This window comes from Bradyrhizobium sp. BLXBL-01, assembly GCF_051853025.1.
GTDB lineage: Bacteria > Pseudomonadota > Alphaproteobacteria > Rhizobiales > Xanthobacteraceae > Bradyrhizobium.
This window is the reverse complement of the sequence record NZ_CP182471.1, coordinates 1,991,604-2,003,949: the sequence shown is the minus strand read 5'-3', so window position 1 is coordinate 2,003,949 and position 12,346 is coordinate 1,991,604. Positions and strand designations below refer to the sequence as shown.

Sequence of the window (12,346 nt, the reverse complement as noted above, 5' to 3'; positions counted from 1 at the left end):
CAGACCATACCATTCCAGCTTCTCAATCGCGCAGTGCGGGAACCAACAGGTAGGTCGGTGATCCAATTCCAATCGATCGTGTGATCCCCGTCTCCAGCCAAGCGATCGGCGCAGGTCCTGATCAGGAAATGAGTGCCGATCTCCTGTGCAGCGCAGAAAAGCTCGTAGATGTCACTCTCGCGATCACCAATATGGTTGCTTGTGCTGCTGAGCCTTGAACGAGAGCGTTCAGACATCATCGATCATAAGCTTGCAAGCCTGCTTCACGTGCGAATGCAGCCAATAAGTGTCGCGGCGGCGATAACCCCCGTGGAATGTTGCCGCGGGAATAGCTCAGCTTAGAATGGGCCAATGGTCTGGAGCCGACCACGGATAACGATCGCGAGCTCCTTCTCGTACTCAAGCATTAATGAGGATCGCCTGGACGCTATTTAACATTGGAGTGCAGTTGGCAGCGCCGCGCTGGGTCGTCGGTCGATCGGTCGCAGCCTACCAAGCGGCCGGATCGGGCGGAATTGCCATTGGCAGCTGGGTCTGGGGTTATCTGACCGATGTCACGGGCGCACAAACAACCCTTCTGATTTCGGCTGGTTAATGCTTGTAACACCGGTCTTAGGCCTTTGGCTGCCGATGCCACGGATCAGCGATCTTGCGCAAGAAGCCCGAGATGTTGAAGGATCCCGAAGTTCGGCTCGAACTTTCAGCAGGCAGCGGCCCGCTTGTGGTCGAGATTGAATACCGCGTGTCGAGGGAAGATGCCCGGACGTTTCATAATTTGATGCAGAAAGTGGGGCCTATGGCTGGTCTATCGCGCGCAACATCGCCGACCCGGAACTTTGAATTGAGCGTTATCACTGTCCGACATGGCCAGACTATCTGCGACAACGCAACCGCTTGAGGCGGGTCGGAGCTCGTCCTAGATGGACGCGCAGTGGCTTGCCACGTTGGCCCTGATTCCCACGTGTTCGCCGCAGGCTGGAGCGGCCGTTCGGGCTAGTGCGTCAAAGCGAAGATGGAGCATTCTCGCGCAGCGAGGTGCGCGGCTAGGCGCCAATTGAGGTTGAAGAGTTGGCCGAAGCGCGGCGGCCGACGCCGCAAATTCGAGCAACGGCAAAGATCATCTTAGTCGGCGTAGCAGCCGTACCCACCTGTTTAAGCTATCTTGATTTCGACTTCGGAGCCAGCAAACACCTAACGTTAAATTGACCTGACGAGCACGTCAGCAAATCCTTGACAGCGCTCGCGACAGCAGCTGACGAAGACACTCTTCCGGAGAGAACCCCTGTGACTGCCCCGGCCTGATCTCGCCCACGTTATGATCAATGGAGCGGCTCGATTTGACCGAATTCAGGACCAGGTCCCGCTGGCCGCTCAACTTGGATGCCCTTCGTGAGCGGCAGGGACACCGCAGCTTCATCGAGTTCGTTGCTCGAGAACGTGCGGTAGATCTCATTCTTCGGGCAGATCATCAAGCCAGCAGGCCGTCGCAACGTGCGGCCGGGAAAAGATCTTGCCGATCTTCTCGGGAACTTTATTCTGGTGGTATCGCATATACAGGCGGCCGTCCTGTCCTAGGTCCAATATTTCTATTTTCCCTGTGTAATGGGACATGATGTATTTGAATGTCTTCTCGATCCCGCTTAGACGTTGGTTGATGCCGCGTACTATTTCTAGTCCGCGGCGCAATGCGACTTGGAAGTGCGATGCACCCTTCACCGGCCTGGCTTGAAATAAGTAGTAAGGTCGCACTCCGATTTCGTGGCATTTGGCGAAGGTCGCCGCTAATATTTCGGGATCATCGTTGACTTTGGCTAGAAGCACGGATTGGTTAAGGAATTGCACGCCCTGTGGTCGCAAAGCACGAACCTTGTGCTCCGCGCCAGATGAGATCTCACCTACGTGATCGAAATGCGTGACGATGATTGGAGTTTTACCTGCCTTGTGGATACGCTGGAATAGCGCCGGTAGAGCGGAATCTTCAAACCGCCTTGGGTTATAGGCCAGCATTTTTGTGCCAAATCTGATCGACTTCAAATGATGTATTGGGAGCAGGTGGTCAACGATCTTGTTCAGATTGACGGTGCTGAGCACGAACGGGTCGCCTCCGGAAAGGAGTACGTTGGTCATCTCAGGATGCCGCGCAATATATCGCGCGGCCTGAGCGAAGTCCGGTGCGATTTCATCCGAAACCTTGCCCACAATGCGCTTGCGAAAACAGTAACGGCAATACGAGCCGCAGCGTTCTGTCACCAGCAATAAACCGGTTTGAGCGTACTTGTGCTGAAGTCCCGGCACGACCGTGTTATCGTGCTCGCCGCTAGTATCCAAGCTGCCTGGGCTTTCGTACTCCTTGACTGATGGCTCAACAATATACTTCAGCTGATCGTAGTAGCCGCTTTTGATGATCTGTTCGCGATAAGACTTTGTGACACGATAAGGTGTAATGTTGTTGACTTGCAGTTCACTCTCGCTAACGACGCGAGTTCCTTCAATGAACTTCAACGCGTGTGCTCTGCGATCCAGCGGATTAGCTGTACTTTCCATTGCGCGCCTCGTATCAGCACGTTTTCATCCAATGCGATCTTGCTGGTGTACAGTGGTCAACAGAGACTCGATACCTACCTAATGTGGTGAGGACTATCGGATCCGATAATGGAGAAGGTTGCACCGGTACTCGTCAAATGGGAGCGCGCGAAGGATTGCGGCGCAATAGCGATCCTAGTCGTCGCCATTTGAGCGTGCTGAGTAGGCTGAATTGGCGCCGCGCCTCGTCTCAGGGACGTTTATGCACAAGTGGACAGCCTTACGCTGCCAGATGAAGCGCCATACAAGGCATTTTCATCAACCATCCCCAAGCGGCGAAATCGGTCGGGCGAAGCTCCAGCTCCAAAGAGCCGCTTCACAGCAGGGTTTAGCGCTGCGGTTATGCACAAGACAGACAAACGCTCTCCATGAAGACGTCCTGTCACCGGCAAATCGGACTAAAAACCTCAGCGGCTCAATCAAGGAGTGGTCTGAACCTTGCTCTGAACCGTGCCAGCCGGTACGAGATGCACGACGAAACGCGTTCTCGCGCAGATACCGCAAAAATGCCGGTATAATGGTGACCGTTCGGGCCTGGGCATCGTGCAGCAGAATGATGCCTTTTCGACAGGCATCAAGCTGGTCGGTCAACGGCGCTCTGGTGCCGAGCGCCGGTTTGCGTCCACCACGCCGGCGGACTTGAAGCCGTTCCTCGCGATAGAGACGCCGGAGCTTCTTATGGTTCATGATCAGAGCAGACGACGGTAGCCGAACCGGCAGCGGATCGCCGCCAGTTCGCGCAGACGGGCACGTATGAGTGCATCGTCGGCTCGCCGGCCGCGATAGCGCACCGATGCGCGATCTGCGCCAAGGACTTTTGCAAGCCCGCCGCTCCCTCACCTCGAACGTAGTCCACAGATGAGCGACGGCCTCTCGTCTCGCGACGGGCGTCACCATTCTATTGGCGCAACGTCCTTGAGCAAGGCGTTGTCGAGCATCGCCTCGGCCAACAGCTTCTTCAGCTTGGCGTTCTCGTCCTCTAATGCCTTGAGCCGCTTGGCATTGGACACTTCCAAGCCGCCATACCTCGCCTTCCACTTATAGAACGCCGCGCTGGAGACCCCGTGGGTACGGCAAACATCGGCCGTTGCTGCTCCGGCTTCCTGCTCGCGCAGAACCCCAATGGTCTGCTCATCTGTGAACCGACTTGGCTTCATGGTCCATCCCTTCCCAGGTGACGGACTCAACTCATTTTTGGAGGAGTTTGCGCGGCTCAGACCAGGACTCACACCGCTTTGACGTGCTGGTTATGTCTGAGACACGCAACTCAGCGGCGATGCCCTCCGTGAAGTCGGACTACCTGACCTGTAGTACAGTAGCTTTCCCAGGGGGTACCTCTATGCGGAGCCAACAGGTCTTTCTATTGCACACCGAAAATGGCTCGTCCTAGTGAGCTAGCGTGACTACTTACCGACCGGTCAGACCATTAACGTTCCTCAGGTGAGCGGCTCGCCTTGCGGAGCCCTCGGCGTCGGGCGCCAGCCCGTCACGTGCAGGAGAATCAGCCAAAGTAATGGCAAAAGTATCAGCAGCGACGCCACAGCAGCGATTGTCGGGTCGATCTGGTTTCGGATGTTCTCCCACATCTTAAGCGGCAAGGTGCGAACTGAGAATCCGCTAACGAGCGATGTTTTGATGACCTCATCAAAGGAGTGGATAAACGCAAATAGAGCTCCGCCCATGACACCCGGTCGGATAAGCGGCAATGTCACCTTCCTGAAGGTCTGGAAAGGTCCAGCCCGCATGCTTTTCGCCGCCTGCTCGAGCCGACGGTCGAAATTGGCCAGAGTAGCTGAAACGATCACCACTACATAAGCAATGGCGCCAATGCTATGGGTCAGGATAATCCCCGTATTGGTACCGATCAGTCCGAGATTGAGCAGCCCAAAATAAGCAGCAATGCCGACAACAATACTGGGAAAAGTGATCGGCGCGAGTATGATCAAAGTGAGAAAGCTGCGAACCCGCGGAAGGGTGCGGCTAAGGCCGTATGCCGCGAGCGTCCCGACGATGGTCGATAGGACTGCGGCCGTGACTCCGATCTGGATGCTTGTCCAGGCTGCACCGGTCCATGAAGGATCGCCGAAGAAGGACCTGTACCATTTCAGCGAGAGGGTAGAGGGCGGGAATTCCAGGAACTCCCCGCCGCTGAACGACATGATAATGACGACAACGCTCGGAAACAACAAGTAGAACATAACGAGCAGGACGAACAACGTGCCAATGATCGCCCACCAGCCGCTGCTACCGCCAGCCTGGTAGAGCTTGGCCGCCCAGCGCTTCGCCCGATACGGACTAGCAAGTTCATTAAAATACCGCGTCAGAGTTCTGAATGAAGGTAGACCGCGGCTCCAAGATTTTCGCGCTGCCGTCGCCTCAGAGGTCTGAGTATCAGAGAGGTCGAGTCCAAGGATAGAGAGCACCACGGCGGCGATGCCGAGGAGGATGAACGCCGAAGTCGCGGTTTGCGCGATATTGAAGGAGCTGGCAACTTGCGCAGCGATGAGAGTCGATAGCATGGCGTCGCGTAGCCCGCCGAGGGCGGCAGGCGTGATGTAGAAGCCGAGGCAGAATACGAAGACGAGCAACAAGCCGCTGCGTATTCCCGGCAGGCTGAGAGGGAGGAACACGCGACAGAAAGCGGAAAAGGGACGCGCGCCCATGCTTCGAGCAGCCGCCACTAACGACTGTCGATTCCCATCATGACACTGACCAAAGGTAAAATCATCACCGGCAGCATAATATGGACCATGCCGATATAGACGGCCAGTCGGCTGTAGATGAGCGACAGCGGGCTAGAGATCAACCCTATGCTGAGCAGCAGGCTGTTAACCAATCCGTTGTCTCCAAGTATCACAATCCACGCATAGGTGCGCACCAAAAGGCTGGTCAGATAGGGGATGATCACAAGCACGAGCAGCACCATACGCAGGCGCTTCGAAGCGACCGTGATCAGATAGGCCATGGGATAGCCGATGATCACGCAAATAGCCGTAGCTACTGCGCTGACCTGAACGGTTTGCAATAGTACACGAACGTTTGCCGGCTGGTGCAAAAACGCTTGATAGTTGAGGAGCGAGAATGCAGGCGCATTAAGGCTGGTCAGGAAGAGCAAAACGATCGGTAAGCCGAAAACGACTAGCAGGATTGTAAGCGCCGGTGCAGTGAGCCCGATAGGCATTCGGACGAGTTTCTGAACCGTCTGCATGTGCCTTGAACCTCCCAGCCCCTCACGCGGCAACAAACCGGATATCGGAGCGCAACCATTCGAGACGCACTTCGTCGCCGGGTCGGAATATTTGCTGTCCCGAAGCAACATGCTCACGCACCATGAGCAAATTATTTCCAACGCGCACACGGTATTTGCGCAAGGGGCCGGCATAGATCATGTCGTCCACGGTGCCGGTGACAGACTGGCGCTGGCCTGCATCGGCACGTTTGGTTTTGTCGCCAGGCAGGAGGCAGATACGCTCCGGTCGGATCATGGAGAACGTGCCAGGCGGCTGAGTTGAAACGAGTTCGAGGTCACAACCGAGATTTTCGAGAATGTTGGCTTCGCCAAGAAAACTGGCCACAAACCGGCTTGCTGGTCGATCATAGAGCGCTTCCGGCGTGTCCGTCTGCTCGATCCGGCCTTCTCTCATGACGACGATCCGGTCCGACAGCGTTAGTGCCTCCTCCTGATCGTGCGTTACGCACACGGTGGTGATGCCAAAATCTTTATGCAGGCTCTTGATCTCAACCTGCATCTGTTCGCGAAGATTGCGATCAAGCGCCCCAAGCGGCTCGTCGAGCAGGAGGACCGGTGGATCGGCGATCAGTGCGCGAGCAAGCGCAACGCGCTGCTGCTGGCCACCGCTTAGCTGCGATGGCATGCGGTCACAGAAATCACTGAGGTGCACACGCTCGAGAATGCGATTGACTCGCGCTGTCCTCTCGGCCGCCTTGATGCCGCGCATTTCTAGCGGAAATTCGAGATTTCTTCGCACCGTCAGGTGTGGAAAGAGCGCATAGCTCTGGAAGACGATGCCTTGGTCGCGCCGATAAGATGGCACTGCGGCGACTGATTTCCCAGCGATCAGAATGTCGCCCTTGGTCGGCGCCTCGAAGCCGGCCAGCAGCATCAATGTCGTCGTCTTGCCTGAGCCGCTTGGACCGAGAATGGTCAAGAACTCCCCGCGATGAACAGTCAGCGAAAGGTCCCTGACGGCTGCAACGGGGCCGTACATTTTCGTAACACTTCGAAATTCGATTTGCGTCGGAACCAAGCTCTTCAATGCTTCATCCTCGGCAATTCTGGGGGAATCTTTGACGTGCGTAGCCAGCAAACTCTGCTCCTAAGCAATTCGACCGTAACTCCAGCCGGACTAGCGCGCCCGGCGTGTGGGCGCAGCGCCGTCCGGTTTACTCACCTGGATAGTAATTTATCAGAGCAGAACCCACTCGTTCCAGCGCCGGCGGAGCTGCTCGGCGTTGGTTAGACCACCCACGCCAACCTCAGAGTACCACTGCGGTTTCGAGGGAAGGCTGATCGCTACATAGTCAGGATGGCTGGCGAGATTGCGGGCTATTTTATCGGGGATTAGCTTGAACGCGTGCCGGTTGGTTGGGCCGTAATTCAGCAGTTGGGCGAAGGCCGCCTGGCGGTCGGCACGGGTAGCGAATTCAATGAACTTTTGCGCGTTGGCCGCATTCGGGCTGCCCTTCGGGATCGCCCAATAGTCCCATCGCAGCTTCGCCTGATTTCGATTGATCTCGAGTGGCGCACCCTGATTGATCAGCTGGGTAGCCCGGCCATCAAAGGCATTCACAAGGTCGGCCGTCTTGTCATGCATGATTTGCTGGATCTCGGACCCAACAGTCCACCATTTGCGGATATGCGGTTTTATCTTGTCCAAGCTCTTGAAAATACGCTCGATGTCCATGGGATAGACCGCGTTCATAGGAACGCCGTCCGCCATCAAAGCCTCCTCCCAAGGGCCCTCAACGCCACGCTGACCGCTCGGCAGCACGCGGACGCCGGGAAATTTGTTCACATCCCAGAACTCGGCCCAAGACGTTGGCCGCGCCTGACCAGGCGGAAACTTCTGCGTGTTGTAGACCATAACGTTCGCGTACATGAGCGCACCGACCGCGAACGGTTCTTTGGCGAAGTCAGCGATGCCATCGAGCTCCTCTTTTTTATAGATGGAGTAATCGATCTCTTCGAGCTGCCCTTTGGGACCTGCGATGGATACCGAGGGCGCGCCTAGATTGATCACATCGAGGCTCACGTTTTTCGTAGTCACCATGAGCTCGAGCTGCGCCAGGGTCGAATCGTCGGTGATTGAAGTCACCTTGATTCCGGTTTCAGTTTGAAATGGTTTCACATACGCTTCGATGTTCGCCTTTCCCCATTCACCTCCGCCCACGGATACCCGTAGCTCATTGGAGGCTGCCCAAGAGCGGCCCGCGATAGAATTTAGTGTTCCCAGCATGAGGACGGACGAACTCGCCTGCACGAGCTGCCTACGATTAATTGAAGAACTCATCATTCCCTCTCCAGCGCTCACTTGTCTCTCCTTCAGGTGACTATTCTTCTTATTCCGAATGAAACTATTTGGTCCTGGAGGTGGAATTCTGCAAAGAATCGCGGTAATCTGCAACAATCCTGCATAATGGCGCGAGCAAAGGGACTTTTTTTGCGCCCGCGTCCCCTTTGCGTCTGGAAGTGCAATGGATCGAGCGGCGCGATCAGCAGAAGGAGGAGCTTGGACTGATCACTTCGAAGGGCGATCATGGCAAGGCCTACATCGTCACATTTTAATGACTATGATTGCTTACACCCTCCTGCAATGCCGTCCGCCTCGCACACACGGCGCGGAAAAAAGAATCAAACCGACCATGCCCGCAGTACGTCACGCCATGGTCGATCTCATCCTTCGGCCGCTTTCTCAACATTGCCTATACCGCCGAAACAAAGTCTTGAAAAACACTGGCGCAGTAGATTCTGCCAAAGGAGCTTCAGGTTCGATAGCCTGAATTTTGATGTAGTTGGCACATTCCGCGGAAGGCGTCGAGCGCGTGGCCGATAACGGCGCAGACTGCGTCGACGGTTCGCGCGGCAGCGTTGCGAAGCAGGTGTTTGAGCTTGACAACGACCTGTTCAATCGGGTTCAGATCGGGTGAGTATTTTGGCAGGAAGAAGAGCTTGGCGCCAATTGAGCGGATGAGGTGGCGAACTGCCTTGCTCCTGTGGCTGCCGAGGTTGTCCAGGATGACGATATCGCCGGGTCGAAGGACGGGCGGGAGAACCTTCTCGACATAGGCAAGAAAGCTCACGCCATCGATCGGCCCTTCGATGACCCATGGCGCTTCGATCCGGTCTTGGCGCAAGGCCGCCGGGAAATCATGATCTTCCCGCGGCCGTGAGGAACCTTGGCGTGAAGTCTATGTCCGCGCGGCGCCCCATCCCCGCAAGGGCGGCCTACCGGTCCTGGTCCAGGTCTCGATGAAGACCCCGCCGCTCAGCTTCGACGCGATCTCGATACTTGTCCACTGGGCTCGTCGCCTCGCGACCTTGGGTCGATCGCGTTCGCCAGCCGCCACGCTTTTTTTGAAGCTGAGCTTCTCGGCATGCACGAAGTCCCAAACCACTGGTAGTCGATCTTCAGGCCGCGACGGGCGAGCTCACCAACGAAACCACGTAAATCGCCGTCCCTGATCCGCTGAGACAGCCGGACTGCGTGGTCTCCCTAAAGCGCATTCGGCTTGTGACGCCTCATCTGCCCAGGCTCAACGCTGCCGCCTCTTCGACCTGCTGAATCCAGCCGATGGCCGTGGTGATCGCCACCCCAAACTGCTTGCCGGCCCGTTTGCGGAACATCCCGCCCTGGATCGCGGCTATGACACTGACTCCATCCCGCTTTAGCCTATGCCGCTGAAAGGCCTACGTATCAAGCCACGGATAAAGAACTCCACCATGGAGGTAAAGTCGAAGACCGGAATGCCGGTAGCCTGTTGGACCGCCGCTGAGTAGGGCGGCAGCTCTGAGCATTCGAGGAGCAACGTCCCAATATCCGGGCGCGTCTCAAGCAGTGTCACCGCAGCCTCAACTGTTTCGCTCTCGACCGCGGCCATATCCAAATCGCCGTTGCACGACAACCAGGCTGCAGTAAAAGCGGGAGCATCCTCGAGTCCCGAAACCACAATTCGTTCAGAATTCGTGCGCAGCCCTGCCAACTCCAGCAGGTCCGGAGAGAGAGAGGATGCTTTTGCGGTGATGATGCCTAGTGCCTTGCCCTGGGGCAGTAGCCTTTCGAGGAAAGGACCGAGGAGCAGGCTGGACAGAAGTACCGGCACATCGACCGCACGTCGAACCGCCTCTTGGTAGCGAATCATGAACCCGCAGTTGGACGTGATCAATTGAGCACCTTCGTCTGCAAGTTCGGCCGCGGCGCGTGCAACGATCTCCGCTACATCGCCAACGTCAGTCCCAAGAATTCTGCTAAAGTTGAGACCGGGCATCGTTTTGTATCGCACAGGGACACTCCAAGTGCTGGCGTTCCCGACGCTTCCCGGAATGAATGGGCGGTCAAAGGAGTCGCGGGGACGCTCGAACATTAGAATGCCCACAGGCGCCCCATAGTACGTTGGTTTTGGCTTCGGGGAGGCGAAGTGCCGGTTAGCTCGAGTAGGATCGGTCATCTGTGGCAGGTCCCTTGCGCAGTAGGACGTCGGGGCAGCGGCAATGATCGCTCAAAGCAATTCACTCGAAGCGCGCCATTAGCTCTTGAAATGTCCTACAGGCACTTCCCGCCTAATAAGCGCAGAGACGAGCGGCAACTAAAGAAATACTGCTAACCGCAAGTCTTTTGCAACCGGCATCGGCACTTTTTTGCTCCGCGATAGAAACGTCGGGCGAACCTAAACTTTTCCAGCGCTTGGAATGTCGAATGTGTTGCATGCAAAACAAATCCAGGCGCCAGAGAATGAATAGGCGATTTCTGGGAAGGTGGCTGAGCTGCTGGTCTCTGGTGTCCTTGAAAGCAGCACATCCTTCAGAGGCTAAATCTTGGCTTACACCGGCCGGTTCAATTATCCCAAGGCAAAAGCACCAAGCATTGCGGCGGCCGCCGGATGGCAGTACACCTCGCCAGTACGGGCTCGGACCACTCATTCTGCAGGATGGTCGTCACTCGGCGATTGCATAGCAAGATCGTCGGGGATCCGCGCCACCCATAAGGAGGCATCCCTCCTTTCGGATCGCATTCACTCCTCCCATGAGACGGGACCAGGCGTCTACCCTCTTCACGGCCCAGCCGGCTTTCGTCAGGGCAGCGTCCCAGCTCAAGGGACATCTGCTCTCGAGCATCACTTCTCGTCCCGTATCGTGGCGTAGACGAGGCCACTCGATGGCGCATTGAATGTCTACTTCAAGCTCGAAGTGGCGTCTCATGACCTGAAAGAGTGACTGCGGCTGCCCATGGTCTCCCGGCGTAGCTATCGCAAGCTCCACGCCTGACCCGCCGGTCAGCAACGCCGGGCAAAGTGTGTGGAAAGGACGAAATCCGCCACGCAGACCGCGGACCGGATCATCATCCAGGCGTTCGAGCATGGCGCGATTGTGCAGTACGATGCCGTGACGAGGACACACAATGCCCGATCCGAACGATTCGAATAGCGATTGAACCCAGGAGACTGCGTCGCGGCAGCGTCCATGACGACCAATGTGGATGTATCACCACCACCCGCCGTGCTCATGGCGGGCTGGGAGTCGAGTGATAACGTACTTAGACGACCGGAGGAGAGGAGATCAGGCGGGAGGCAAACTCTGCGTTGATCGGCACAATAAGTGTCGCGTATCGCAAATGCGACGGATTTGCGTGACAAATAAGCCACGGGATCGATCAGGGGATCGGAGTTGTCAGAGGGCGGCGCAGCCGGTTGAGCTTCGGTCAGAGCCAGCATGGCGAGCAGTGCAAGACCTTGCGAATTGGGTGGCGGCACATGGACTCGTTTTTGTCGCCAGATCGTTGACAATGGCCGGTCGAACGAGGTTCGGTGGGCAGCGAGATCTTCGAGATCAATCAGAACACCCTGGTCTCGCGCTTCCGCAAGCCATTGCCGGGCAAGATCGCCCGAATAAAACGATCTCCAGCCTCGTTTTGCGATGATGCGCAGGGTCTCAGCGGCCTCGGGCTGTTTCAAGCGCTCTCCGAGGCGGCGCCCGCCGGCCGGACCGAATTTGTCTCTCAAGGCAGGAAATTCATGTGCAAGCGTCGCGTATTCGATTCCGTTGAAGAACTCCACCGCCGAGACGTCCAGCGCAACTCCCTGCTCAGCAAGCGCGATTGCCGGCTCCAGAACTTCCGCAAGAGAGCGACTACCGAAGCGATCCAGTGCCTCGCCCCAGGCTGCGACCACGCCCGGTACGGTGACTGGCACAGGGCCGCGCCGCGGCATTCCGTTCAGACCGCGGTTGCGCAGCGCGCCTACTGAGGCCGCGCGTGGCGTCGCGCCGGAGCCGTTGATCGCGGTGACATCACCGTTCGGCTTACCGTAAAGAGCAATCGCGTCCCCACCGAGACCGTTCATGAATGGGATAGCGATAGCCAAGGTTGCGGCGGCGGAAATCGCAGCGTCCATCGCGTTCCCGGCGCTGCGCAGAATCGCTGCTCCCGCTTCGGAGGCTTTGGGATGACCGGCCACGACCATGCCGCGGTCGCCCATGACGATGGGGCGATGCGATCTGACTGTTTCGGCTTGAATGGTTTTGTTCACG

7 protein-coding genes and 5 pseudogenes are annotated in these 12,346 nt (G+C 57.0%); 2 read left to right on the top strand and 10 right to left on the bottom strand.

The window, feature by feature from the left end; translation table 11 throughout:
• Positions 1-403: 403 nt before the first annotated feature.
• Positions 404-1,047: pseudogene (locus ACNJYA_RS09145) on the top strand (MFS transporter); the annotation flags it as partial.
• Positions 1,048-1,449: 402 nt separating this feature from the next.
• Here the strand turns inward: ACNJYA_RS09145 and ACNJYA_RS09140 are convergent.
• The 6 genes and pseudogenes from ACNJYA_RS09140 to ACNJYA_RS09115 all read right to left on the bottom strand — a co-directional run bounded on the left by ACNJYA_RS09140 (position 1,450) and on the right by ACNJYA_RS09115 (position 8,114).
• On the bottom strand, positions 1,450-2,544 hold the full coding sequence (locus tag ACNJYA_RS09140; RefSeq protein ID WP_439402575.1) for a KamA family radical SAM protein: 1,095 nt from the start codon (positions 2,542-2,544) through the stop codon (positions 1,450-1,452).
• Between the two features lie 627 nt (positions 2,545-3,171).
• Positions 3,172-3,740, bottom strand: a pseudogene (locus ACNJYA_RS09135) (transposase); the annotation flags it as partial.
• A gap of 279 nt (positions 3,741-4,019) precedes the next feature.
• Positions 4,020-5,246 carry an ABC transporter permease subunit gene (locus ACNJYA_RS09130; RefSeq protein WP_439402574.1) on the bottom strand — a complete coding sequence of 409 codons (1,227 nt, stop codon included), beginning with the start codon at positions 5,244-5,246 and terminating at the stop codon, positions 4,020-4,022.
• Positions 5,247-5,263: 17 nt separating this feature from the next.
• Positions 5,264-5,791, bottom strand: a complete 528-nt coding sequence (locus tag ACNJYA_RS09125; protein ID WP_439402573.1) for an ABC transporter permease — start codon at positions 5,789-5,791, stop codon at positions 5,264-5,266.
• Between the two features lie 22 nt (positions 5,792-5,813).
• On the bottom strand, positions 5,814-6,812 hold the full coding sequence (locus ACNJYA_RS09120; protein ID WP_439403408.1) for an ABC transporter ATP-binding protein: 999 nt from the start codon (positions 6,810-6,812) through the stop codon (positions 5,814-5,816).
• Between the two features lie 198 nt (positions 6,813-7,010).
• Positions 7,011-8,114: an ABC transporter substrate-binding protein gene (locus tag ACNJYA_RS09115; protein WP_439403407.1), complete on the bottom strand. Its 1,104-nt coding sequence runs from the start codon at positions 8,112-8,114 to the stop codon at positions 7,011-7,013.
• A gap of 173 nt (positions 8,115-8,287) precedes the next feature.
• Between ACNJYA_RS09115 and ACNJYA_RS09110 the strand changes: the two are divergent.
• Positions 8,288-8,540: pseudogene (locus tag ACNJYA_RS09110) on the top strand (IS701 family transposase); the annotation flags it as partial.
• Positions 8,541-8,586: 46 nt separating this feature from the next.
• On the opposite strand, the pseudogene ACNJYA_RS09105 reads toward ACNJYA_RS09110, so the two are convergent.
• The 4 genes and pseudogenes from ACNJYA_RS09105 to ACNJYA_RS09090 form a co-directional block, all read right to left on the bottom strand.
• Positions 8,587-9,448 (bottom strand): annotated as a pseudogene (locus ACNJYA_RS09105) (IS630 family transposase).
• 41 nt (positions 9,449-9,489) lie between these two features.
• Positions 9,490-10,185 (bottom strand): hypothetical protein, encoded by a 696-nt coding sequence (locus ACNJYA_RS09100; RefSeq protein WP_439402572.1) that lies wholly within the window; start codon positions 10,183-10,185, stop codon positions 9,490-9,492.
• Between the two features lie 571 nt (positions 10,186-10,756).
• Positions 10,757-11,218 carry a gamma-glutamyltransferase gene (locus tag ACNJYA_RS09095; RefSeq protein ID WP_439402570.1) on the bottom strand — a complete coding sequence of 154 codons (462 nt, stop codon included), beginning with the start codon at positions 11,216-11,218 and terminating at the stop codon, positions 10,757-10,759.
• A 230-nt stretch (positions 11,219-11,448) separates the two neighbouring features.
• Positions 11,449-12,210, bottom strand: a pseudogene (locus tag ACNJYA_RS09090) (gamma-glutamyltransferase); the annotation flags it as partial.
• Positions 12,211-12,346: the final 136 nt, after the last annotated feature.

Coding starts and splice junctions, on each gene's coding strand:
- ACNJYA_RS09125 (WP_439402573.1), bottom strand. CDS start 5,791: ATGCAGACGGTTCAGAAACTCGTCCGAATGCCTATCGGGCTCACTGCA.
- ACNJYA_RS09140 (WP_439402575.1), bottom strand. CDS start 2,544: ATGGAAAGTACAGCTAATCCGCTGGATCGCAGAGCACACGCGTTGAAG.
- ACNJYA_RS09100 (WP_439402572.1), bottom strand. CDS start 10,185: ATGTTCGAGCGTCCCCGCGACTCCTTTGACCGCCCATTCATTCCGGGA.
- ACNJYA_RS09120 (WP_439403408.1), bottom strand. CDS start 6,812: ATGTACGGCCCCGTTGCAGCCGTCAGGGACCTTTCGCTGACTGTTCAT.
- ACNJYA_RS09115 (WP_439403407.1), bottom strand. CDS start 8,114: ATGAGTTCTTCAATTAATCGTAGGCAGCTCGTGCAGGCGAGTTCGTCC.
- ACNJYA_RS09130 (WP_439402574.1), bottom strand. CDS start 5,246: ATGGGCGCGCGTCCCTTTTCCGCTTTCTGTCGCGTGTTCCTCCCTCTC.